This is a genomic window from Anabaena sp. WA102, from assembly GCF_001277295.1.
Lineage (GTDB): Bacteria > Cyanobacteriota > Cyanobacteriia > Cyanobacteriales > Nostocaceae > Dolichospermum > Dolichospermum heterosporum.
In genome coordinates this window covers 4517235-4540463 of record NZ_CP011456.1, presented here as the reverse complement: position 1 = coordinate 4540463, position 23229 = coordinate 4517235, and the positions used below count along the sequence as shown (strand labels likewise).

General features: G+C 36.8%; 24 protein-coding genes. 15 read left to right on the top strand and 9 right to left on the bottom strand.

Features of this window, described 5'->3' with window-relative positions:
- Positions 1 to 12 precede the first annotated feature (12 nt).
- The gene (locus AA650_RS20005) at positions 13 to 1440 is read right to left on the bottom strand and encodes a DUF1565 domain-containing protein (protein ID WP_234413425.1); all 1428 of its coding nucleotides are present in this window, start codon (positions 1438 to 1440) and stop codon (positions 13 to 15) included.
- A gap of 355 nt (positions 1441 to 1795) precedes the next feature.
- Here AA650_RS20005 and AA650_RS20000 point away from each other — a divergent pair, with 355 nt between their 5' ends.
- The gene (locus AA650_RS20000; RefSeq protein WP_053540378.1) at positions 1796 to 2833 is read left to right on the top strand and encodes a thiamine phosphate synthase; all 1038 of its coding nucleotides are present in this window, start codon (positions 1796 to 1798) and stop codon (positions 2831 to 2833) included.
- A 75-nt stretch (positions 2834 to 2908) separates the two neighbouring features.
- Entirely contained in the window at positions 2909 to 3109 is a 201-nt protein-coding gene (locus tag AA650_RS19995; protein WP_053540377.1) for a hypothetical protein, read from the top strand.
- An 11-nt stretch (positions 3110 to 3120) separates the two neighbouring features.
- Here the strand turns inward: AA650_RS19995 and AA650_RS19990 are convergent, their stop codons facing one another.
- Entirely contained in the window at positions 3121 to 4065 is a 945-nt protein-coding gene (locus AA650_RS19990) for an aldo/keto reductase family protein (RefSeq protein WP_053540376.1), read from the bottom strand.
- 68 nt (positions 4066 to 4133) lie between these two features.
- Positions 4134 to 5495 carry a guanitoxin biosynthesis MATE family efflux transporter GntT gene (gntT, locus tag AA650_RS19985; protein WP_053540375.1) on the bottom strand — a complete coding sequence of 454 codons (1362 nt, stop codon included), beginning with the start codon at positions 5493 to 5495 and terminating at the stop codon, positions 4134 to 4136.
- Between the two features lie 95 nt (positions 5496 to 5590).
- On the opposite strand from gntT, the gene AA650_RS19980 reads away from it, so the two are divergent.
- The 8 genes from AA650_RS19980 (at position 5591) to AA650_RS19945 (ending at position 13704) form a co-directional block, all read left to right on the top strand.
- A complete protein-coding gene (locus tag AA650_RS19980) occupies positions 5591 to 6679 on the top strand; it encodes a DegT/DnrJ/EryC1/StrS family aminotransferase (RefSeq protein WP_053540374.1) in 1089 nt (362 codons plus the stop codon).
- The gene (locus AA650_RS19975) at positions 6679 to 7629 is read left to right on the top strand and encodes a hypothetical protein (RefSeq protein WP_053540373.1); all 951 of its coding nucleotides are present in this window, start codon (positions 6679 to 6681) and stop codon (positions 7627 to 7629) included. Before AA650_RS19980 ends, AA650_RS19975 begins: the two co-directional genes overlap by 1 nt.
- A 38-nt stretch (positions 7630 to 7667) precedes the next feature.
- On the top strand, positions 7668 to 8825 hold the full coding sequence (locus AA650_RS19970) for a glycosyltransferase family 2 protein (RefSeq protein ID WP_269465207.1): 1158 nt from the start codon (positions 7668 to 7670) through the stop codon (positions 8823 to 8825).
- 53 nt (positions 8826 to 8878) lie between these two features.
- Positions 8879 to 9289, top strand: a complete 411-nt coding sequence (locus AA650_RS19965) for an ester cyclase (RefSeq protein ID WP_053540372.1) — start codon at positions 8879 to 8881, stop codon at positions 9287 to 9289.
- Positions 9290 to 9379: 90 nt separating this feature from the next.
- The gene (locus AA650_RS19960) at positions 9380 to 9904 is read left to right on the top strand and encodes a GtrA family protein (protein ID WP_053540371.1); all 525 of its coding nucleotides are present in this window, start codon (positions 9380 to 9382) and stop codon (positions 9902 to 9904) included.
- 62 nt (positions 9905 to 9966) lie between these two features.
- Complete coding sequence (locus AA650_RS19955; RefSeq protein ID WP_053540370.1) at positions 9967 to 10719, top strand: class I SAM-dependent methyltransferase; 753 nt, start codon at positions 9967 to 9969, stop codon at positions 10717 to 10719.
- A 55-nt stretch (positions 10720 to 10774) separates the two neighbouring features.
- Entirely contained in the window at positions 10775 to 12598 is a 1824-nt protein-coding gene (locus AA650_RS19950; RefSeq protein ID WP_053540369.1) for a hypothetical protein, read from the top strand.
- Positions 12599 to 12696: 98 nt separating this feature from the next.
- Positions 12697 to 13704 (top strand): DMT family transporter, encoded by a 1008-nt coding sequence (locus AA650_RS19945; RefSeq protein ID WP_053540368.1) that lies wholly within the window; start codon positions 12697 to 12699, stop codon positions 13702 to 13704.
- A 29-nt stretch (positions 13705 to 13733) separates the two neighbouring features.
- Here AA650_RS19945 and AA650_RS19940 read toward each other — a convergent pair whose 3' ends face one another.
- Positions 13734 to 14888 carry an acyltransferase family protein gene (locus AA650_RS19940; RefSeq protein WP_053540367.1) on the bottom strand — a complete coding sequence of 385 codons (1155 nt, stop codon included), beginning with the start codon at positions 14886 to 14888 and terminating at the stop codon, positions 13734 to 13736.
- A gap of 237 nt (positions 14889 to 15125) precedes the next feature.
- Here AA650_RS19940 and AA650_RS19935 point away from each other — a divergent pair, with 237 nt between their 5' ends.
- Positions 15126 to 16313 (top strand): glycosyltransferase family 4 protein, encoded by a 1188-nt coding sequence (locus AA650_RS19935; protein ID WP_053540366.1) that lies wholly within the window; start codon positions 15126 to 15128, stop codon positions 16311 to 16313.
- A 61-nt stretch (positions 16314 to 16374) separates the two neighbouring features.
- Positions 16375 to 16923: a DUF1349 domain-containing protein gene (locus tag AA650_RS19930; protein ID WP_053540365.1), complete on the top strand. Its 549-nt coding sequence runs from the start codon at positions 16375 to 16377 to the stop codon at positions 16921 to 16923.
- A gap of 1 nt (position 16924) precedes the next feature.
- Here AA650_RS19930 and AA650_RS19925 read toward each other — a convergent pair whose 3' ends face one another.
- Positions 16925 to 17944, bottom strand: a complete 1020-nt coding sequence (locus AA650_RS19925; RefSeq protein WP_081424387.1) for a DMT family transporter — start codon at positions 17942 to 17944, stop codon at positions 16925 to 16927.
- 112 nt (positions 17945 to 18056) lie between these two features.
- Here AA650_RS19925 and AA650_RS29160 point away from each other — a divergent pair, with 112 nt between their 5' ends.
- The 3 genes from AA650_RS29160 to AA650_RS19915 all read left to right on the top strand — a co-directional run bounded on the left by AA650_RS29160 (position 18057) and on the right by AA650_RS19915 (position 19067).
- A complete protein-coding gene (locus AA650_RS29160) occupies positions 18057 to 18182 on the top strand; it encodes a hypothetical protein (protein ID WP_257720879.1) in 126 nt (41 codons plus the stop codon).
- 114 nt (positions 18183 to 18296) lie between these two features.
- Positions 18297 to 18509 carry a sulfur carrier protein ThiS gene (gene thiS / locus AA650_RS19920; RefSeq protein WP_039203927.1) on the top strand — a complete coding sequence of 71 codons (213 nt, stop codon included), beginning with the start codon at positions 18297 to 18299 and terminating at the stop codon, positions 18507 to 18509.
- 141 nt (positions 18510 to 18650) lie between these two features.
- A complete protein-coding gene (locus tag AA650_RS19915; RefSeq protein ID WP_234413230.1) occupies positions 18651 to 19067 on the top strand; it encodes a cobalamin biosynthesis protein in 417 nt (138 codons plus the stop codon).
- An 11-nt stretch (positions 19068 to 19078) separates the two neighbouring features.
- On the opposite strand, the gene AA650_RS19910 is transcribed toward AA650_RS19915, so the two are convergent.
- From AA650_RS19910 to AA650_RS19895, 4 genes are all read right to left on the bottom strand, one after another.
- Complete coding sequence (locus tag AA650_RS19910) at positions 19079 to 19432, bottom strand: phage holin family protein (protein WP_053540363.1); 354 nt, start codon at positions 19430 to 19432, stop codon at positions 19079 to 19081.
- A 123-nt stretch (positions 19433 to 19555) separates the two neighbouring features.
- Positions 19556 to 20323, bottom strand: coding sequence for a peptidoglycan-binding domain-containing protein (locus tag AA650_RS19905; RefSeq protein WP_053540362.1), 768 nt, complete (start codon positions 20321 to 20323; stop codon positions 19556 to 19558).
- A 310-nt stretch (positions 20324 to 20633) separates the two neighbouring features.
- A complete protein-coding gene (locus tag AA650_RS19900) occupies positions 20634 to 21905 on the bottom strand; it encodes a M16 family metallopeptidase (protein WP_053540361.1) in 1272 nt (423 codons plus the stop codon).
- A 13-nt stretch (positions 21906 to 21918) separates the two neighbouring features.
- Positions 21919 to 23160: a M16 family metallopeptidase gene (locus AA650_RS19895; protein WP_053540360.1), complete on the bottom strand. Its 1242-nt coding sequence runs from the start codon at positions 23158 to 23160 to the stop codon at positions 21919 to 21921.
- Positions 23161 to 23229 lie beyond the last annotated feature (69 nt).

The following is a 23229-nucleotide window of genomic DNA, read 5'->3' as shown; positions in this document are numbered from 1 at the left end:
ACCAATGACTAATTACTTCACAGTCTCAACCACTGATTTTAACCCTTTGCTATTAAAGAGGTTTACTGCTTTAGCGGCACTTTCTTGACTATTGAAAATTCCCACCTGCATCACCCTACGACCTTGCCAAACCTTGGGAAAAGCATCATTAACTAGAGAAACGACTAAATTCTCTTGCTGCTTATTGGCAACCATCACTAACACCCGGTAACTGACATTTTGACCAGTAGCCGTAGACATTTCGGGGTTTGATACAATAGCTGCTTGAGGGGCGACAAATTCAATAGCGCCCGAATCAAGTTGGGTATAATTAAACCGAGGGGAATCCGCTAAATTATTGGGTAATGATGGTAATTGATTGGGATTGGCAACAGGTTGAACTTTTAAGGGTGTTACCGTTCTTTGAGAGGGAGTAAAAGTGATAGGTTTGCGGACTGAACTTGGTGTTAGTGAAGGATTAGTACCAGAAATTCTGTCTGTAGATGCGGTTGTACCTTTCAAATCCACATTACCGCTGATGCGATCGCTAACCAAATTATTTCCAGCCGCAGAAATTACCAATTTAGCAGCTTTGGCATTGATGTCAAGACGACCATTATTGCGAAAGATATTCTTGCCTGGGTCATAACTACTACCTAAATCTGGTTTAGCTTGGGCAATTACAACTAGACCATCTTCTCTGTTATTTTGAATAAAATTATTCCTTAACATCGGTGTAGCATTGGCTTGGATAATAATCCCTGATCTGTTATTCTGAATTTGGTTAGCTACCACCACCGGAGACGCATTTTGGGCAATATTAATCCCAAAACCAGTTTCTTGAAAGATATTTTCCCTGATTTCGGGGCGAGCATTCCCAGAAATAGTTATGCCATTAGCACCATTGCGAACAAAAACATTTTTACTAATACTGGGTGTGCCATCACCAGCGATCGCAATTCCGTCTTGGGTATTATTAGTAAAGGTACTTTCCCGAACTACAATGTTACTGGATTCAATCCATAGTCCATAACCACGAGGATTGGTATTAGTAACGGTAACACCACTCAAACTAGCTTGGTTAGCACCAACAATAGTCACATTTTGACCACCAAACTTGCGACTGAGAAATTCGCCACCACCAGTAATTGTCACAGTTTGGCCTTTATTGTTAATATTGCCCTGAATGGCTATACCTGGTTTCAAAATTAAAGGAAATACTTCTCCACTTTGGGCGCTATATGTACCAGAAGAGAGGATAATTACACTATTGGATGGTGATGCTTCCAAGGCTTGGCTAATTGTCCGCCAAGGTGCGCTGATACTACCATTACCTGTTTTGTCATTTCCTGTACTGGGGTTGACAAATGACTGGTTAATCTGAGAAATTGTTTTTTCACCTTGAAGTATTTGTTCGCCGACCGTCGGAACTTGAGCAAATACACTACTTACACTTGTCATCAAGAGTATTGTACTCGTCACTCCTAAACCAACTGTTAAACTCAGAATTGAGCAACTCAGGGAGTTATGCAGGGTGTTCACAGATTTTTGGGGGATTATCATTGTTTCTAAAACTCCTCTGAAACTTATAGTAACAACACTGAAAGTCTATTTGGATCTGAGACTGGATATCAACAGCTATCTGGCAACTGCTATACAATCAATTTTTATACTATTTATATAGTAGTATGTCTATGATGTTACTTGTATCTTGACAAATTGACCGCGATTAGTTAGCAAATATTTAATAATCAAAATATTAAAATATGAATCAAGCTGGCTATTACTATAAAAACATTAAAAATGAGGTTTTGTAATGGTTTCAGCCCATAGTCACACACAACAAACTGTTTATCGCATTTTAGATGCTAATTTGGATCGCGCTCGTGAGGGTTTGCGAATTATTGAAGAGTGGTGTCGGTTTGGTTTAAATAATGCCCAGTTTTCAGGTATATGTAAACACTTGCGCCAAGAGTTGGGTGCTTGGCATACGGCAGAAATCCGCGCAGCCCGCGATACACCGGGTGATACAGGAACGGATTTAAGTCACCCCCAAGAGGAACAAAGGGCTGATATTACATCGCTATTACAGGCTAATTTTTGCCGTGTGCAAGAAGCATTGCGTGTATTAGAAGAATATGGCAAACTTTATCATGGAAATATGGGGATAGCTTGTAAACAAATGCGTTATCAGGTTTATACCCTAGAAAGTAATTTGATGGGTTATCAGCGTCATCAGTTATTATGGCGATCGCATTTATATCTAGTAACATCTCCCACAGATAACTTATTCGCCATTGCCGAAGCGGCTCTTCAAGGTGGTTTAACTCTGTTACAGTATCGGGAAAAGACTGCTGATGATTTAGTCCGCCTAGAACGGGCGACAAGACTGCGGGAATTATGTCACCATTACGGTGCTTTATTCATTATTAATGATCGGGTGGATTTGGCTTTGGCTGTGGACGCTGATGGTGTCCATTTGGGACAACAGGATATGCCCATTGCTATAGCGCGTCAATTACTAGGAACTCAGCGTATTATCGGACGCTCTACCACAAATCCTCAAGAAATGCAAGGGGCAATTGCCGAAGGTGCGGATTATATTGGTGTGGGACCTGTGTATGAAACACCGACGAAAGCGGGTAAAGCCGCAGCAGGTTTAGAGTATGTGAAATATGTATCCCAAAATTGTCAAATTCCCTGGTTTGCGATTGGGGGAATAGATATGAGTAATTTGAATGATGTGATGAATGCAGGAGCGCAACGGGTAGCTGTAGTGCGATCGCTTATCGAATCAGATCAACCTACATTGTCAACTCAGTATTTTCTTTCCCAACTGCACCGCATCAAATAACTCCCGGTTCGCCTATTTTAAATTGAGTTAGAAAAAACCTGAACGATTTAATAGGGGTTTTAGCCTGTAATTCAAATGTACTATGACGTAGGCGATAGCGAAGCGCTGCTGCAAGCAGTTCGCATAAAAATAGAGTTTTTAGCACCGAGGGTAGTTCAAGCTAAATTTCGGGAAATCGCTAAAACCATTACGAAACCTAGATTTTCTATTTTTTTGGCAATTTCTCGAACTCCAAAAAAAATGAGCGAACCGGGAGAAATAAATCAGGAGTTTTGACAATCCCCGGTCTAAAGACACACAGATGCCAGTTCTTGGTCAATTGCTGCCAATACATCGGCATTTAGTTGCACTCCTGATGCAGCAGCATTATCAACAATTTGTTCTGGACGACTAGCGCCGATAATTGCTGAAGATACGTATTCAGAGTGTAGTACCCAAGCCAGAGCTAACTGTGCCATACTCAAATTTAAGTCTTGGGCAATGGGTTTCAGTTTCTGTACTGCTGTGAGAATGCGATCGCTAAACAAATTCTCCAGCAAAAACAAATTCATTTTTTCGTTTGCAGCGCGAGAATCTTGAGGAGGAGCTTGTCCCGGCTGGTATTTACCTGTGAGTATACCTTGAGCTAACGGCGACCAAACAATCTGACCAACACCATTAGTTGCACACAATGGAAAGACTTCCGCTTCCGGTTCGCGCCAAAGCATAGAATACTGGGGCTGACTGGAAACAAAGTGTTCAACATCAGCCAGATTGAATGCTGCTTGAATTTGCTCTGGACTCCACTCGCTAAAGCCGATGTAACGAGCTTTTCCCTGATGCACTACCTCAGTGAGTGCCATCATTGTTTCCTCCAAAGGTGTATTCGGATCGTAGCGATGGCATTGATACAGGTCAATATAATCGGTACACAATCGCTTTAAGGAAGCATCAATTTGTTTTTTGATCTGGACTGCTGAAAGTCCTTGATCAGTAGGTGACATGGGAAAAAATACTTTTGTCGCTAAGATATAAGAAGATCGCTCAATTCCTTGTAATACTTCTCCCAAAAATGACTCAGCGCCACCGGCAGCGTAAGAATTAGAAGTGTCAATCAAGTTAATACCAACGTCAAATGCTTTGTGAATGGAAGCCTCTACATTTTGCTGTTCTACACCTTCATAAATACCCCAGGAACCGAGACTGATTTCGGAAACGTGCAGTTCGCTGTTACCCAATTGTCTGTATTTCATTTTGATTTTGTATTTGATTTCTTAATTACGAATTACTTATTATTTGGTCAGTTTCATTTCCAGAGAAATTAATTAGGTAATGAGTTGGCAACAGCCTCATTTTGCTCTTTTGATGGCAAAGTCATATATATCTGTATTCCCAAAGTAAAAGCGCAAGATAACATAAACATAAATAAAGCTAACCATAAGAAATGATTACTATGAAAATAAAATGTTGATAAAGATAGAGAAATCAGTCCTAGTGAGCCACTAATCAAGTACGTATTGCGGATAGCAGATCCTTCACCCAAGCCAGCAAGATATCCATCTAGAATATAGGTAACTCCCGCGCCTAGGATCACAAGAACTAACCAAGGGATATAAATTTTAATTGCTTCTATCAATTCAGAATGGTTGGTGAATATATGAAATATAGGATCAGGAAAAAAGACAGCAGCCAGCCCAATTACTAAACTAATTACTAGGTTAGTTACTAATCCAACTTGCAAAAGTGGTACAAATTTATGTGTTACTCCTTGACCTTTAAAGTTACCTGTGAAAGTTGCAGTAGCATATTCCACTCCATCGCACATATACATACTTAATCCTACTATTTGCAGAAGTAAAATATTTTCAGCCAGAACATCAGTCCCCAGTGTTGCACTAAAAGCATTGAAGAGGACAAAAATAGAGACGATAACTATAAACCTAACAGACAGATTGCGATTCAGAACGAAAGAAGTTTGGAAGCCAGACAAATTTAGGAGTTTTCCTGTTAAAGCACCTACTTCTTTTAAGGTAACTTCACGGCTAATCATCACAAACCCTACAAATAAGGTTATGTACTGGCTCATAGCTTGCGATATTCCTGCCCCCATGCTTGCCCAATCCCAAAGGATAATGAAAAGGTAATTCAGGGCAACATTAGAACCATTTCCAACAATAGTGAGTAACAAAACGTTGCGATTTTGTTCTCGTCCAAGAAACCATCCAATTAAGACTAAGTTGACTAAAGCCGCAGGCGCTCCCCAAATCCGGCTATTAAAATAAGCAATGCCAGCAAGTTCCACATCTGGAGTGGCGTTCAACAACATAAAGCCTAGCTTCCCCAGAGGGTATTGCAACAGTAGCATCAGCAGACCCAATGCCAAAGCTATTAAAGTATTTTGTAGTCCGGTTAGAAGTATTGCTTCTCGGTCATCTCGTCCGACGGCTTGAGATGTAATCGCAGTTGTTCCTGACTTGATAAAGAAACAACTGTGGTAGAGAAAATCAAACACAAGACCGCCTAATGACACCCCTGCTAAATAACTAATGTTTGAAAGGTGTCCCAGGAAAGCTGCGCTCATTATACCCGCTAAAGGTATCATAATGTTTGACGCTACATTGAGAGCAGCCATCTTCAAAAAGCGATATAGAAAGTCGTATTGGGAAAAAATTTTTGTATTCATTCAATTTTCTTGCTTGCAATTGATTTTATAGTGTGATAAGTTAGTCTACTGCACATTTATTTATTCACCAATCTTACACCATTCTCTAGCTAACTATGATTTCTCAAATTGAACCTTGGATTGATGAAAAAGAGTTCGATGAAGTTAAGCGCGTAATTGACTCGACATATCTCACGGAAAGTAAAATCACTGCTGAATTTGAAGCAGGAATACAACAATTAACGCAATCTAAACATAGTATTGCTACTTCCAATGGAACTACAGCTTTGTACTGTGGATTAAAAGCATTAGATATTGGTTATGGTGATGAAGTAATTGTCCCAAATCTTACATTTGTCGCTTCATCCAATGCTGTAATTATGGCTGGAGCTAAACCTGTTTTTTGTGAAGTCAAAAAAGACACGCTTTGTATTGATGTTGAGGCAGCAGCAGCATTAGTGACAGAGCGCACTAAGGCAATAATGCCAGTCCATTTATACGGGCAAAGTGCTGACATGGTTGCAGTAAAAGAATTTGCTCTTGAGTATAATCTGAAAATAATTGAAGACGCTGCTCAAGGAATTGGCGTTAAATTCAAGGGAGAACACGTAGGATTACAAAGTGACGTAAGTGCTATTTCATTTTATGGTAATAAAACCATTACTTGTGGTGAGGGAGGAATAATACTCACTCAAAGCGACACCATTGCCCAAGCTTGTCGGCGGTTAAAAAATCACGGACGCGATCGCAGAGGCACATTTGTACACGAACATATAGGTTTTAACTTTTCTATTACCGAACTACAATCAGCAATTGGTGTGGCACAACTCAAGAAACTGCCAGAAATTATTCGCCGCAAGCAGGAAATCTGTGACATTTACAATCAAGGATTAGGAGATATCTCTCAACTACAAATACTACCAATAGATGAACGCTGTGAACCTGTATATTGGTTTACTTCATATTATGCCCAAAATCGAGCCGAATTAGAAACCTTCTTGTTGAGTAACGATATTCAAACAAGGCGCTTTTTCTGTCCTCTTCATATGCAGCCTTGCTACAAAGATTTAGTTGACCCCAATCTTGAATATCCTATCAGTGAGAAGGCTTATGAACAAGGAATTTCATTACCATCAGCTTATGGATTAAAGCCAGAAGATCAAGCTTATGTTATTGAGAAAATCCGTGAGTTTTATTTAGGGTAATGAGCAATTTTGAATTTACTCAATGCCTAGAAAAACTTGTTACCAATCTGGTAACTTTGCCAGATAGTGAAGTTTTAGCTGAAGCTTTGGCCACAGGAAAAGATTATATAACATTGCTTCAACACCAGGAAGTTGCAGGCATCACAGAAATTCGGACTATTCCCGGACAGGCTGCTCAAAATATTACCGGAGAGCCTGTGAATACCAAATTTCATGAGTACATAGATAACATTATTCGACCGCAAATTATATCAGGAGAAATTTCTGACGGCACACAAAGTAAATATGATGATAGAAAAGCTAGATGGTCTGGAGCAGGTGTAAGGGGAAATTGGTTTTGCAAAAATGAAGTTTTATATTTAGAAGTTGGACCGACAACTTATCCTAGATATCGTCAAGACATAGAAAGAACTAAAATTGAGTCATTAGAATTGATGATCAAAGGGTTGGAAAAATATAAAGATCCCTTTGTATATTTTTCTAGAACAATGGGTGTTACTGTAATTCCTATCTCTAGACAAGGTGGTATTTACATTGGAGAACGATCTTCCAATGTTGATTGTCCTGGATTACTCAATTTTGTAGCTGGTCTGGCGACATTTAATGAAATTCCTGCAAATATTAACTTTTATACTGATGCTCAACAAGAGTTAGCCGAAGAAGTCGGTATTTGTATGGAACTGAATAATTCTAATACTCAATTTGTTGGGATTGCTGGAAATCCTTTTACAAGTGAAAACGACTTAGTTTTTATAGTTCAAACCTCTCTTGACGAAGACCATTTTGAATCGCAAAGATTGAGTGAACACTCGCGGCTTGTACGTTTAAACAATAAGTCTGATGCTGAGAAGTTACTAAACGAAGGATTGTTACCTGGGGAAAATACAAAAAAAGCTATCGCCTATGCTTCTAGGATAGGACTAGAATATTTGGTTAAATATTTTTTTTAAAAAATCTAGCAAATATTACGCCTTTTTTAATAATTACAATGATAACAATTGAAGCCACTGCCACTGTAACAACAGACCATAAAGTAAAAATTTCAGTTCCCGCTAATATTCCTCCAGGGACACACAAAATGGTGCTAACTATTGATGAGCAATTAATAGGAGATAACATAACCATATCACCCGATCAAGCCTGTGATCAGTTTAGACCTCCAATGGAATCAAATTTAGATTGTGTAGAGTTGTCTATAGTAGTACCTCTTCACAATGAAGAGCCTAATATTGATCACTTATTTGAGCGTCTTTCTTCAGTTTTGAATAAGCTAAACATTACTTATGAGATTATTTGTATAGATGATGGCAGTAGGGACAATACTGTCAAGTCTTTGATCAATCACCACTATCAAAATCCAGCTATTAAAATAGTGAGTTTCTCCCGTAATTTTGGCAAGGAAATTGCGTTAACAGCAGGAATTAATCACTCACAGGGAAAAGCCGTTATTCCAATAGATGCGGATCTTCAAGACCCTCCAGAACTAATTGAGCAACTGATTGATAAGTGGCGCGAGGGTTATGATGTAGTTTATGCTCAACGTCGTTTACGGTTAGATGATAGTTGGGTCAAACGCTTAACAGCTAAAGGATTTTATTGGACTATAGCCAAGGTAAGTCCTGTGGATATTCCTGCAAATGTGGGTGATTTTAGATTATTAGATCGACGAGTTGTAGAAGCACTCAAAAAAATTCCTGAACGAACTCGTTTCATGAAAGGTTTATTTGCTTGGGTGGGTTTCAAACAATATTCAATCCTCTATGATCGCCAACCCCGTTATCAAGGAGAGAGCAAGTGGAATTATTGGAAACTTTGGAATTTTGCCCTTGATGGAATTACCTCTTTTAGCCTTATTCCCCTAAAAATTTGGACTTATTTGGGGTTCGTTCTCTCATTTTTGGCATTCTTGTATGCCGCCTTTTTGATTATTTTAACCATGATTAAAGGAATTACAGTACCAGGCTATAATTCCTTAATGGTCGTTGTCCTCTTTCTCGGTGGCATACAGTTGATAGGATTAGGGATAATTGGAGAATATTTAGGACGAGTTTATGAAGAAGCCAAGCAACGTCCACTATATTTGGTGCAAGAATATCACGGTTTTTCCCATAATCCCCTGGATCTGGAATGCAATCAAAAAAGTTGACAATGTAGCACTATTCATGTAAGATTTTCCTGTTAATCTTAAAACAGAGTTTTATGAATAATCTGACTAATAAAGAAGTTGTGAAACGCTTTTTTGAAATCTATAACACTCAAGATTACGAAGCTGCATACAAGTATATTGTTCCAAATTATATAGATCATGGGCTACCTCAAGTGCGAAGCGTAGAGGATGCGATTGAGATTTTGAAGCTGACTCATAAAAGCTTTCCAGATATTAAAGTAATTATTGATGATCTAATTGAAGAAAATGACAAAGTGGTGTTTCGAGGTTGCTTTACAGCTACGCACCTGGGCGAATTTCTTGGTATACCTTCCAGTGGAGCAAAGATAAAATTTGAAGCGTTGGAAATATTCAAGGTTGAAAATCAGAAGATTACAGAATCTTGGGGATACTGGCCGCTTTCAGAAATTGTGAATCAAATTCAGGTTTCACAAAAGCTTTAGGAAATTGGTTGCGCTTAACCGACAAGTATTGTTCTGGAAGCTGTTATCACCTTTATTTTAGTTTTCACCTGAAAAGTGGTATGCTTATGGATGCTGATTACCCAATTACGAATTGTTGAGGAATCAATGGAAGGAAACATATTTTTAGAGAAAATTTTTAAATTTCTGATCGGTGGAGGTATCACAACCTGCTTTAACTTATTTTTAATTTTTTTGCTGATTGACTGGTGGGGATGGGATACTCCTGTACTACACAATATAGCCAATGCTATATCAATTGAACTCTCTGTGTTATTGAGTTTTTTCATTTATCGTATTTGGATATGGACAGAGGGGGAGTGGAAGATTAAAGAAGTTTTATTTAAGCAACTTCCCCTGTTTCATTTAGCGGCAGGAAGTGCAGTAGTTGCGCGAATTTTTTTTCTATTTCCCGTGTTAGACTATTTGAGTATTGATCATAAAATCAATACACTGGTTGGAGGTTTATTCGGTGCGACTATCAATTATATTATGAGCGATCGCTTTGTCTTTAAAAGTGACAATGATCAACAAACAGAACTTGATTTATCTGCTCTTCCAGAATTAGACGCATCTTTAGACCAAACAGAGAATTAAGCATCTTAATGAACTGATATCAAAATCATCAAATCGTTAATCTCAATGAGGTATCAATAGCAATGGAATCTCAAATGTATCAGGAAATGATGGAAGTCGAAGACAAACATTGGTGGTTTGTGGCCCGACGATCAATCATTGAGCAAGTTATTAAAAAGTTGAATTTACCCGCAAATGCAGAAATATTTGAAGCGGGTTGTGGAACTGGAGGTAACTTAGCTATGCTTAGTCATCATGGAAAAGTCTATGGTATGGAGTTAGATGAAACAGCACAAAATTTTGCTAATGACCTGAAAATAGGAGAAATTCAGCCCGGTTTTTTACCAAATAATATTCCATTTCCTGAACAAAAGTTCGACCTCATAGTATTATTAGATGTCTTGGAACATCTGGAAGAAGATACTGCATCTTTGCAAGCTTTGTCTGCAAAACTGAAGCCGTCTGGATGGTTGTTAATTACTGTTCCTGCTTATCCTTGGCTTTGGTCTAAACATGATGAGCTTCTTCATCATCAACGGAGATATTTACTCAATAACTTGCGGCAAATTGTTGGTAGTGCTGACTATAATATAAATTTCGCCAGTTATTTTAATTCTGTATTATTTCCTGTAATTGCAGTTGCTCTCCTATTACAAAAACTATTTAATAAAGGAGGTAATGAACAAAATATACCACCGAAGTTAATTAATCAAATCTTAACCTTCCTGTTTGGAATTGAGCGTTATTTGATAGGACGTTTATCTATCCCCTTTGGTGTATCAATCTTACTCTTAGCGCGAAAAAATGAAATAGTATCTGTAGGGTGCGTTAATTAAATGTCACGCACCATTAATCAAATTTACTCAAAATCAATCAGGGAATTATTTATTTATGGTATTACCAAATCAGTTAGTTAGAAATATTGTAATTTTAGCCATTATTACTTTTATCGCTCATTTTTGGCATTATCAAAACTTAGGATTATATGAAGATGATTATTTTTTAATCGCTCAACCAATGTCCATGAACTTTCATGATTTTGGTGATTTCTTTAAATGGCATATTCTTCATTATGATGCTACAGAAGGTCGTCCCTTACTCTACATTATTGAGTTTTCAGTGGGTTTTTTAGGTAAATTAATTGGAAATTTCCAATCTCTTTATTTAATCAATTATTTAGTTCTTTTAATCAACAATATTCTAGTATATTTATTTCTCAGTTCTCTTTGGAGACAACCCATTTTTATCATCACGGGAACTCTAGCTTTTACTCTATTTCCAGCAGACACTAATCATGCCTATTTAACTCATATATTTCTATATTCATCTTTTACATTTCTATTGTTAGCTTTTCTCTCCTATTTATCTGGTAGACAATTATTATCATACTTACTGATTTTCGCATCTCTTTTATGTTACGAAACAATGTTACCTCTATTTATTACCGCTCCATTATTTAAAAATCAGTGGAACAAAAACTTAGTTAAGGAAATGCTCAGACATACTCTAATTTTAGCAGCTATGTTAGGGACGATTGCAATTATACGCAAGATAACAGGTGAAGCTAGAGTTGATGGTTTAGATATTATCAAACTTATGCTGATTCCCATCCGCCAAATGCTAATCGGACCCTTTGTGAGTTTAAGTATGTTTTTCTATCGTCCTGCTCAAACTCTGCTAAATTTGAAAGGAGAATTATTAGTTTTTATACCTCTATGTATTTTAGGTTTTACATTACTTTTGTCTAATCTAAAAATTGAAGCAGAAGACAATAAAACTGAAGATGATTTGCCTATTTTATCACCGATTAAAAAGTTAGCATTTTTGGGGTTAGCGTTATTAATTTTATCTTATCCTTTATTTTTTACCGTTGCAGCCACTGAAATTAATGGCCGTAATTCGCGGGTTCATATGACAGCAGCATTAGGAGCTTCAATCCTCATTGGTTTGTTCTGTTATCTAATTATTAATCTCTGCCATAATAATAATTTGGCAAAAAATCTCGCTAATACAAGTTTAGCTGTATTGTTCTCCTTAATATTAGGATTTGGCTTAATCGTACAGCAAGAAAATCAGAAAACCTGGGAATACCAACGAGCTTTTTGGACTGATATTGTACATCTTGCTCCAGATATTGAACCAGACACAATAATTTTAGTTGATAGCCCTCATTTAAACACTGGGAAACATCTACACTCTTTTATTGAGTGGGGTGTACCTATGACATTGAGACAAATTTATCAATTTCCAAAAACATGGGAACGTCTGGATGAATTACCTCAAAGTGAAGATAAACCTAGATGGTATTTTTGGCAGCAGTACACACTTTATCCTAAAGTATATAGGTTGAGTGTTAACTGGCAGGACACAATAGTAAATCAAGGTAAATTTGATTTTAACCCTAATAGCAAAGCATTTGATTATTTTCTACAATGGGAATTACCTCGCCTTATTGACAGTCATAATATTATTTTGTTGCAGGAACAGAATGGAAAATTATTCCGTAGAACTGAGCCTTTGAAAATTGCCAATCAAATCTTTAATTTTAAACCCATTTCTGAGTCAACACTTGATTTTGAAAAAGGTGCTTTATATAGTTCCTTGATTAAACCAGATGATGAACTTTCTCCTAGTTATTTTGATAGTAAGATTGTGCTGACTCCCAAAGAAAAGAAATTAGAAGAATTGGGAATAACAACAAATTTTTTGAATTGATGTTGTTATAGAAATTTATTAAAAGTGGGAAATCAATATGACCAAAGAAACAATAATTATGCTAAATTAATAGAAATCAATCATTTAGGGATGTAACAATGTTGAATTTTTTCAGTGATTCTGAAGCTAAGAATGACTTAGATAAGTCATTTTATGCAGTTACTACACCATTTTTATTTTTGATTCTTGGGATATTTGCTATATCTTCCACTGCTATTTTTATCAAACTTGGACTTAATGAACTAAGCGTAGAAGCTATAATTTTTGATCGTTTATTGATTGCTACAATCACATTTGTTTGTGGGAATTTAGTTTCACATCTTTGGAAATCTCCAACGGATAATGATAATGATACTATTTCTCCAACAGCAAAGGAAGCTAATCAAATAAATTGGATTATTGTCGGTTTGATGATACTAGAGAGTATCACTCATTTAACAGGACGCTATATATATATGTGGGCATTACAAAACACTACTGCGGTGAATGCCCTGACTTTATCCAACTTCACACCAATTTTCACATTCTTAGTGGCTTGGTTATTTATTGGTAAGCAGTTTGATCGCCGTTTTTTGATGGGATTAGCGATTGCTGTAGGAGGAAGCATTTGCTTAACCCTAGAAGATTGGTTACATTCAGAAAATCAATTATTTGAAATAAAGGCAATACTAGGAGATGGAGCAGCCTTATTGTCTGCTATGGTTTATGCTTTAGCTATGTTACAGATGGAAAAATTGCTAAGATATTTACCAAATATCACTTTTTTAACATGGCGTTGTATTATTAGTTTGATTTTGATTACACCATTTGTATGGATTAAAGGTGATTCAATTTTTCCTAGCACTACTACAGGATGGTTAGCAATTTTAGGTTTAGGATTAATTTGTGAAGTAATTGCCCGTAGTTTAATTACTTATAGTTTTAAACATTTTTCTTCTACTTTTTTGACTATCTTTTTTTTGATAGAACCTTTCCCAGTTGCTTTTTTTGCTTGGATTTTCGTAGGGGAATTTCTCTCACCATTCAATGTCATGGGATTTGTTCTAATTGCTGTGGGTATTTATTTAGCTAAAACTGGGAAAGGTTCTGATCGTGACAATGACTAACTCTCTTTTACTTTATTGAGGACTATTAACTATTTCGACCATTCATTATTAGAAAGTGTTTTTGCTAATACATATCTTTGTTTTTCTAATGGATTCACAAAAAAATGAATAATAACCACAGAAGCTAATATTGTTATTAGTGCAGATATTTTACCTAGCCAAGATTCTGATATACTACAATAGGGAATTATAATCTGTGAAATTTTAATAACTATTGTATGGATTAAATAGATTGGATATGACAAATTTCCAATGTATCTATCTAATTTATTATTAGCTGTTAGTTGAAATAATATAGGAATGATTGCCATCCAAATTAAGTAGGAAATTAAATAAGCATAATTCATCTTAATTATGCTCCCTAGTTGCTGGGTTGCAAATTTTGTGAGAAAGAAGAAAAGCAAAATAAAACCACAATAAAAAATATAGTATTTGTTACTAATCTGCAAGTTTATAGGCAATTTTTTGGTTAAATTAATTAACCAATTTGAATACAACCTAAAGCTGAAAATTCCCATTACAAATAAAGCGATCGCACATACAAAAAACCTATGAATCCAACCATTATACTTCACTCCAATCATTTCGTAAAAGAAAATACGGATTGTCAATGAAGATAGCAAGATTAAAAGTAATTTTTTGTTAGTAAATTTCACTATAACTGGAGCGAAAAAATAAAAAATTAATTCAACACTAATTGACCAAGCTGGTGGATCGAGTAGATATTTATAAAAAGGATATTGTCCCTCTGAAAGATCAATACTAAAATTTAATGCCGAAGGTAAATCATAGCTTAAAATAAAAACTAAATCCTGAAAAAAGATTGTTAAGTTAGAAAAGGTTGCAAATATCATTAAGAAAGTCGCATACAAGCTATTTTTTGCTACAGAGAAATTAATAAATGGCTCTAATTCTAACCATTCTCCCCACACAATGCCAAATATTAGACTCAGCGTTAAAATCATTCCACATATTAAGAAATAGGGAATAAAAATTCGGAGGAATCTGTTGAAGTAAAATTCCATTACATTAGAGTATTTTGGCAAAATCATAGCCATATAAAAACCAGAAATCATAAAAAATATTTCTACTGATTCTAAACCATCATGGACAAGCCACGGAAGTACAGAATTTGAGTGTTCTGCAATCACACATAATGCTAAATAAAACCTTAATATTCCCATGTCGTTTAATCTGTATTTTTTATTTTTTTAAACCCAGGAGATTGCTTATAAAATAGTTAAATTTTATTTCCGTCAGAGGATGCTTAAAAAATTTTTGGCGCATATAATAGAGCCTCCAGCACACTCCGCAAACGCTACTACATAAGTCCATGAGATATAATATCATTAAATAATGTGACTTTATCAGATGACTTAATGATAAAATATTCGTATAAAATTTTTATACCTAAAACAAAAATGAACCGAAAAATAAAACTGACCTATATCTTTACTCATCAAATCCGTTGGGTTCAGTTTGAGTGGGTTGCCCAATATACCGATAATTCTAAGTTTGACATTGATTATCTGATTTTAAATGAAGGTGATCCCATAGTTGATTTTTTACAACAGATGGAAATTCCTTATAAAACAACCTTTTACAACGATTATAGAAATACCCCTGAAGTTGTTAAATTTATTTATGATCATTTAGTAGAAAACAAAACAGATATAGTACATACCCATTGGTTTGCTGGCCATTTAGCAGGATTACAAGCTGCTTACTATGCCAAAGTTCCAGTCAGGGTTTATACGACAGAAAATACAGGTATAAAATGGACAAGACACGCTCGCAGTAAATATGAGTTAATTTGGCAATTTGCCACTAATGCGATCGCCGTTACAAATCAGGTAAAAGCGGGTATGATTGCCGATGGTGTGCCAGAAGATCAAATAACAGTCATTCCCAGTGGATTTGATCTCACACAGTATGAAAATATAGATCCCCAAAGAATTAAACAACTTCAAGACAAATATCTCAAAAATCACACTGGACCAGTTATTGGTGTATCGGCAAGGTATGTTAAATGGAAAGGAGTTGAATATATAATTGAAGCATTTAAAAAGGTACTAGAAACTCATCCTAATGCCCTTTTACTGTTATCAGGAACTCATACAGATACAAAGAATATACAAGAGCAATTCCAAAACATCACAAAAGATAGTACCAATAAACCTAACTATGCAGAGGCTTTGAGTGTAGTAGATAAATTGGCAGAATTACCTGCTGATAGCTATGTTGAAATCTATTTTGAAGAGGATCTTTTTGCCTTATTTCGTCTCTTTGATATCTTTGTTCATGTTTCTGATCCCATGATCGAAGCATTTGGACAATCTCCTATTGATGCAATGTTATCGGAAGTTCCTTCTGTGATTACAGCAACGGGTATTGCTCAGGATTTTGCGATCCACAAAGAACACGCTTGGATTGTTGATTATCAAAATAGTCAACAAATTGCTGAGGGAATTTTAACCTTATTAGAGGATAAGTCATTGAGGGAAAAAATCAAACAAAATGCTCTTATTTCTGCAAAAAATTATAGTATTCAAAATAAAATGCTCAAATTGGAAGAACTATATCTAAGAGGATGTTTTAAAAGTTCTTGATGATGTATCAAATATTTATTACCCCCCTTAATCCCCCCTTACCAAGGGGAGAAACAAGAAAATGAAAAAATGGCACAATGAACCACCAGATTGGAAACATCAGGAACAAACACTATCAGTCACTTCGGGACTGAAAACAGACTTTTGGCGCAAAACTCATTACGGTTTTATCCGTGATAACGGACACTTTTACTATCAAGAAGTCACAGGTAATTTTAGGGCTGATCTGAAAATTATCGGCAAGTATGAGGTGCTTTATGACCAAGCAGGATTAATGATCCGCGAAAACGATTTAACATGGTTAAAGTGTGGAATTGAATTTGTAAACGATGTACAATATGCCAGTGCTGTAGTTACACGGGATTATTCTGATTGGTCTGTAGTGCAGCTACCTCAAAACACAGCTTACTTGTGGCTAAGATTGGAACGATTTGAAGGTGCTGTGGAGGTGAAATATTCCCTTGACGGTGAACAATATACAATGCTCAGACTAGCGTATTTGAGTGAAGCACAAACTTTACAGGTTGGACCTATGTGTGCATCACCTGAACGGGAAGGTTTTCAAGTAATTTTTGAAGATTTCCAAATTACACCATTAACTAATGTATAACTTATTCTTTATCCGCTCCTTTGCCTGTTTTTGCCAGATATATACCTTGTAAGATGAAACTAAGCGCTAAAAGGTTAACCAAACTTAGGCTTTCTGAAAAGATGAACCAAGCTAAAATTGCAGTCATGACTGGTTCAAGTAGCAGAAATATTGTCACGAAGGATGATGATAAATACTTGAGACTGTAGACTACTAATCCATGTCCTAGAACTTCGCAAATAGCAGCTAATCCAAATACCGTGAGCCAACCAAACCAGGAAATAGGAAAAATTTGCTCTTCAAAGGTTAGCACCACTGGGAGGATAAACAAAGTACCTAAAAAGCAGCGCCATACAAGTATATTTTGTACAGGTAATCTAGTTCGCAGTCGTTCGATCATCAGGAAACTAGCTGCATAAAACACAGACGATAACAAAGCAGCCGCGTCACCAATAATAGCTTTTTGGCTGATTACCAGATTTTCAGACCAGAAGAAGTCATCTAATCCTAAAGTAAATGCCCCCGCAAGGGCAATTACCATCCCAATCACGAATCTGCGGTTAAAAGTTTTACCTAATATCAACCAAGCCCCTAACGTGGTGAATAATGGGGGGAGATTCGACAGTACAGTAGCATTAGCAGCCGTGGTTTGAGTCAAAGACCAACTCCAGAGAACTCGACCCACGACATGAACAACAGCTACTGCGACTAAAAGTATGATGTCTCTTAATTGGTAGCTTTCTTTGGTTGTAGGCTCGTCATTTAAATTTTTCGCGCGTACGCGTAATTCATTGAATCCATTCCACAGCCCAAAGATAATCGTTGCTATCCACAAGCGATTAAATACTGTGGCGTTAGCACTAATTTCCCGAACCGATAGCTTGATTAAGATAGCTGTCCAGGACAGCGCAACTAGGGCAACAGATAATAAAATAAACGCTATCACATTTGGCGATGGCGTGGAATGTAGTACCGGAGGCAATTGCTCTATATTTAGGTCTGTTGACTCCAGTTTCGTTGATTCGAGTTTATTTGTTGTCATGAACGCCAATTTATATTTTGTTAAGAAACGTATAGTCAATTTAGGCATCACCGTACCAATCTGGGGATTTTGGTAATTCCCCAGGTAGGATTATTCCATTGAAAGCAGAATTATGCTAGTATTCAGGCTAAGTCTAGAAGAAAAAGATAAAAAAGTCGTTTCCATCAAAACACAAACTTGCTATCGAATCGCTCGTAAACATAAAGATATTAAATTATTAGACCTATCTTTAAAATAAATTATGTGGAAAAATAAAAGCTTTTCATCTTTTGTGGACAAGTCCATTCTCCATAGATGTTACCCAAACTCTTATAACTTTCATAGTCCTCAATTCAAAATTTCTCACAGCTTTATGTCAAATCAAATTAATCTCCAAGTCAACGGAGAAACGCGCAATTGTGTATCCCCAACTGCTTTACCAGAATTACTGCAACAGTTGGGTTTTAATCTGCGCTTAATCGCAGTAGAATACAACGGTGAAATCTTACATCGTCAATTTTGGACGGAAACCCACATCAAAAATGGCGATCGCTTAGAAGTAGTCACAATAGTTGGTGGTGGTTAGTTCAACAAGCAGGAATAGATTCAGGACTATATAACCAGCAATGATAGGTTTTCCGTATTTTAAGGATTACAAATCGGCAGATTTTAAGCTAATTAGTTCTTATTTGCGGGATACTCAATATTACAAAACAAAGTGCATAATGTGACAGACAAAAAATTGTTATGGGTAGGAATTGGTTGTCAAAAGGGAGTTTCTCAGAACCTAATTAATACTGCAATTAAACAGGTTTTTCAAGAATACCAACTTATATATAGTGAAATATCTGGAATTGCAACTATTGATAAGAAAGCCTCAGAAATTGGTTTAGTAGAATTTTGTAACTCAGAACAGTTACTTTTGAAAGTCTTTAGTGCTGAACTTTTAAATAGTGTCCTTGTTCCCCATCCTAATCATAGTATTACTAAGTTTGTGGAAACATCTAGCGTAGCTGAGGCTTCGGCTATGCTGGCAGTCTCGAAAATCACATCTGCGAAAATAATATTATTAGTTCCTAAACAGATTTTTCGATTATCAGGGGAAATGGGAGCAGTCACAGTAGCTGTGGCTAAAAGTGATTAGAAACTAAATATTTAGTCAAGCATATTAACTATTTGGTTAATAATACCAGAGACAATTGATAAAACAATTGAACCTAAAAAAGCAGGAATAAAACCCCGAATTTCAAAACCATAACCGGGAGTTATCGCACTAGCAAACCATAGAGTTAAACCATTAATTACAAGGGTAAATAAACCTAAAGTTATTAAGGTAATGGGAAATGCTAAAATCTGCAAAATTGGCCGGACAATGGCATTTACTAAACCAATGATAACAGCGGCAATTAAGGCAGCAGTAAAACTCGTGAGAACAATTCCGGGGACAATTTTAGAGGTAATTAACAATGCTACCGCAGTACCAAGCCAAGTTAAAATAAAGTGCTTCATAGTTTAATGTTAAGTAGGTTGGCGTTGAAAATTGTCGTTATGGCAAGGCAAGAGGCAAGAGGCAAGAGGGTTTGGGCGATTTTACGTTTCTTTACACAGTTTGTTTTTATTGTGTTCACCTACTTATTGGGAAGTGCGTTTTAAGAAAACTTTCCATGTACCACCACCGACTACACCATCAGGTTTTAAGCCATAACGAACTTGTGCAGCTTTGACTGCGGTTTCTGTGGATAGTCCGAAATATCCGTCTATTTTACCATTTAAGAACCCCAAGTTTTGTAGTTGTTTTTGCAATTTAATCACTTCTGTACCACTCATGGGTAAACGCAAAATTGGCCATCCTTCGTCAGTATATTGGATACCGGGCATTTGTTGATGGGGAGGAGTGGGTTTAATGCTGGTATTTTGTGGATTTTTGGTGGTTGGGCGTTTGGTAATTTGTGGTTTTGTAACTCTTACCGGTTGGGTGGGAACAGTTGTAAAACTACTGGCAGGTTTGGCTGTGGTAGCGGTAATATTTGAGGGGCTGGGAAATAGTTTTTGCCATGTGATATTATCTACATTACCAGTGGGGTTTAAACCGGCAGCTTGTTGAAATTGGGCAACGGCAATGACTGTACTTTGTTGATATTTACCATCTACAGCGCCCGCGTAAAAGCCTAAAAGTTTTAAAGCGGCTTGAAGTTCGGTAACTCGTTCACCTTGACTACCCATGTTCAGGGACGGACGATTAATTTTAATGTCTGTGTTAACTTGGACAATTTTGAGTGGTGTGGCTGTGGAAATGAACCCAGTGGCAGTAATTAAGGCGGGTGTTGTGGTTAACAAGATTAAGCAATACCAAGAATTTGCGCCCATGTTGGGAATACTAGCTATCAAAGTATTTTTCATACAACTTTTGTATAATTTTCTGATGCTGATCTTACACCTATTGCGATCGCTTTGTTAGTTGTTAATTTTTTGGGCATGAAGATCAAACATCACCGCATATTTACAGGATTTTACTAGGTTGGGTTTTCTTGCGTCAACCCAACCTAGTAAGTAATTGGACAAAAATATTTACAGTCATTGCGAGCGAAGGGAAGCAATCACAACCCTTGGAATTGCTTGATTTCACTTCGTTCCATATGGCTAACGCCACGCTGCGCTAACGCAATGACATTGTGTAATTAATTCTGTCTCACTACTTAAATTTAAGGTTTCACAAAATAGCTGTCTGAATGGCTTCTTCTGGTCCAACTAAAGATAGGTATGGTGCTTGTAAAAACTTACAAGCGGATGTAATTGCTTCCGTTGCAGTGACATTATTAATTAATTCGGGAAATTGTTGATCAAATTCAATCCCTAAACCCAAAATTTCATACCAACCATATATTTGAGCAATATGTCCATTAGTTTGTTTACCCAAAGCATATTGACCAATGATTTTATTTTTAGCAGTTTGTAATGCTTCTGCTGACAGTTCGGTGCTACACAATAGTTCTACTTCCTGGCGAAGTCCATTAAAAGCAACTTTGGTATTTTCCGGTGCAGTGCCAATATAAACTACAAAGGCAGCGGGAAAAAGTCGAGTTGAATAAATAGCAGATACGTCATAAGCTAAACCTTGCTTTTCCCGTAATTCTACAAATAAACGACTAGAAAGACCATTGCCTAAATAGGTAGCAAGTAACTTGAGGGCTGCATATTCTGGGTTAGTTACTGATGGTCCTAAATAACCCAGCATGATAATTGATTGTTGTGTATTTAAGGGTTTGAGGCAAGGTTTAGGTGATACAGTAATTGGTGGTAAATTCAGGGTAGGTTGGGCGGAATTTGGTATTTCCCAATCACCAAAAATCTTTGTTACTAATTTCTCAGCTTCTGCTGGGGTAATGCGTCCAGCAATGCTAATGACAATATTATCAGGACGGAAATGAGTTTGGTGATATTCTACTAAGTCAGACCGGGTAATGCTGCTCATCGTTGTTTCATCACCTAAAACTGACATAGAATAGGGATGATTTGGGTACATTACCTGACGCAATTGTTCAAAAGCCAGACTAAAAGGTTGCTCTTTTTGGGAACGAATATCTTGGATTGCTAACCGCTTTTCTAGTTTTACCTGATTTTCAGGAAAAGTAGGCGATCGCAATAATTGTCCGGCTAATGATAAAATGTCAATAAAATCAGTAGTGACAGTTTTCAAAGATAGCAAAAAATAGTCTGTAGCCGCATCTGTGCTTAAACTAGCTCCCACAGATTCAACTTTTTCGGCAATTTCTAAACTCGATAAACCATCACATCCCTTTGTCATCACCGCTGACAACAAATGAGCTAACCCTGCTTTTTCTCGCTGTTCATGACAACTACCAGCGCGAATAAAAATCCGTCCCGCAATAATATCAGCAGCTTGATTTTCTGATACTAACAAAACAATGCCATTACTTAATACGGTGCGATGAATCAGAGAGCGACTATTAATAGTTTGCATTTTCAGTTAATAATTAACAAGGTTTGAGCATGGTGACCGCATAATTAGCTGATGAAAGATACTGTTGAGCTAATTTTTGCAGTTCTTGAGGATTGAAAGACTGGATTTCTTGAGGATAGGTAACAGCTAATTCAGCGTTAGCAATAGTATGATAATAACCATAAAAATTAGTTAGCTGATTTGGTGTTTCCGTAGAAAAGGCATAATCATTACATAAAAACCTTTGAATACGATTTAGTTCTGACGTGCTAATTTCTTGATCTTGTAATTCTTGTAAATGATCACAAATCAAATCCTCAACTCGTTCTAGATATTCTGATTCTAACCAAGCCGTAATTGTCAATAAACTTGATTCTTGTTGGAGAGAAAAATTACAGCAAATCTCTTGAACAAGTTGCTTTTCTTCCCGCAAATCAGATACTAACCGAGAAATTCTCCCTTCTCCTAGCAGGACTGATAATAATTCTAAACCATGAACAGCCCGAATTTCTTCTACTCCCGGTACTTTCCAAGCCATCATTAACCGCGCTTGTTCTAGTCTGGGTAAGATTAACTCATGACGACGAATTCCGTTAATTAGCGGTGCTGGAACTTTGGTAAATTGGGGACAATTATCCCGTTGCGGAAAATCTGCAAACGAACGGTTAACCAATTCCCTCGCGGCTTTTTCACCAATTCCTCCCACCACAACCACAGTCATATTTTCTGGTTGATAGTAACTGCGATAAAAGCAGCGCATAGCTTCCGGGGAATGCTGCATTAATTCTTCCTCAGTTCCCAGTACAGAACGTCCATAAGGGTGGCGTTGGTAAACATTTTTCACAAGAGATTGAAAACCAACCCAATCGGGATCATCATTGTAACTACGGATTTCTTCTAACACCACATCCCGTTCTCTGATAAATTCATCGTCAGGAATGGCTGCATTCAGGAGTAATTCCCCTAAATGGGGAAGAGTATGCTCTAGGTGATTAGCAGCGGTTGTAATGGAATAATGGGCGTAATCGTGGCTTGTTGCGGCATTACTCACCCCGCCAATTTTTTCGATGTGATAATCAAATTCTCCAGGAAGCAGGTTTGATGTCCCTTTGAAAATCATGTGTTCTAGAAAATGTGCCATTCCAAACCAAGGTTCTGGTTCTAGGTTAGTTCCCGCACGCACCCAAACGTCAGCTACCACTACGGGTGTAGTGGATATCTCTTGGTGAATGAGTGTTAAACCATTATCTAGTTTGACAACAGAACCGGGAAACACATTGTTAGTTAGTTGTTTTGACAATTTTTATAGTTTCAAGCACAATATAATTTTGTCATTCTAACCTTG

Coding starts and splice junctions, on each gene's coding strand:
- AA650_RS20005 (WP_234413425.1), bottom strand. CDS start 1,440: ATGACAAGTGTAAGTAGTGTATTTGCTCAAGTTCCGACGGTCGGCGAA.
- AA650_RS20000 (WP_053540378.1), top strand. CDS start 1,796: ATGGTTTCAGCCCATAGTCACACACAACAAACTGTTTATCGCATTTTA.
- AA650_RS19995 (WP_053540377.1), top strand. CDS start 2,909: ATGTACTATGACGTAGGCGATAGCGAAGCGCTGCTGCAAGCAGTTCGC.
- AA650_RS19990 (WP_053540376.1), bottom strand. CDS start 4,065: ATGAAATACAGACAATTGGGTAACAGCGAACTGCACGTTTCCGAAATC.
- gntT (WP_053540375.1), bottom strand. CDS start 5,495: ATGAATACAAAAATTTTTTCCCAATACGACTTTCTATATCGCTTTTTG.
- AA650_RS19980 (WP_053540374.1), top strand. CDS start 5,591: ATGATTTCTCAAATTGAACCTTGGATTGATGAAAAAGAGTTCGATGAA.
- AA650_RS19975 (WP_053540373.1), top strand. CDS start 6,679: ATGAGCAATTTTGAATTTACTCAATGCCTAGAAAAACTTGTTACCAAT.
- AA650_RS19970 (WP_269465207.1), top strand. CDS start 7,668: ATGATAACAATTGAAGCCACTGCCACTGTAACAACAGACCATAAAGTA.
- AA650_RS19965 (WP_053540372.1), top strand. CDS start 8,879: ATGAATAATCTGACTAATAAAGAAGTTGTGAAACGCTTTTTTGAAATC.
- AA650_RS19960 (WP_053540371.1), top strand. CDS start 9,380: ATGCTGATTACCCAATTACGAATTGTTGAGGAATCAATGGAAGGAAAC.
- AA650_RS19955 (WP_053540370.1), top strand. CDS start 9,967: ATGGAATCTCAAATGTATCAGGAAATGATGGAAGTCGAAGACAAACAT.
- AA650_RS19950 (WP_053540369.1), top strand. CDS start 10,775: ATGGTATTACCAAATCAGTTAGTTAGAAATATTGTAATTTTAGCCATT.
- AA650_RS19945 (WP_053540368.1), top strand. CDS start 12,697: ATGTTGAATTTTTTCAGTGATTCTGAAGCTAAGAATGACTTAGATAAG.
- AA650_RS19940 (WP_053540367.1), bottom strand. CDS start 14,888: ATGGGAATATTAAGGTTTTATTTAGCATTATGTGTGATTGCAGAACAC.
- AA650_RS19935 (WP_053540366.1), top strand. CDS start 15,126: ATGAACCGAAAAATAAAACTGACCTATATCTTTACTCATCAAATCCGT.
- AA650_RS19930 (WP_053540365.1), top strand. CDS start 16,375: ATGAAAAAATGGCACAATGAACCACCAGATTGGAAACATCAGGAACAA.
- AA650_RS19925 (WP_081424387.1), bottom strand. CDS start 17,944: ATGACAACAAATAAACTCGAATCAACGAAACTGGAGTCAACAGACCTA.
- AA650_RS29160 (WP_257720879.1), top strand. CDS start 18,057: ATGCTAGTATTCAGGCTAAGTCTAGAAGAAAAAGATAAAAAAGTCGTT.
- thiS (WP_039203927.1), top strand. CDS start 18,297: ATGTCAAATCAAATTAATCTCCAAGTCAACGGAGAAACGCGCAATTGT.
- AA650_RS19910 (WP_053540363.1), bottom strand. CDS start 19,432: ATGAAGCACTTTATTTTAACTTGGCTTGGTACTGCGGTAGCATTGTTA.
- AA650_RS19905 (WP_053540362.1), bottom strand. CDS start 20,323: ATGAAAAATACTTTGATAGCTAGTATTCCCAACATGGGCGCAAATTCT.
- AA650_RS19900 (WP_053540361.1), bottom strand. CDS start 21,905: ATGCAAACTATTAATAGTCGCTCTCTGATTCATCGCACCGTATTAAGT.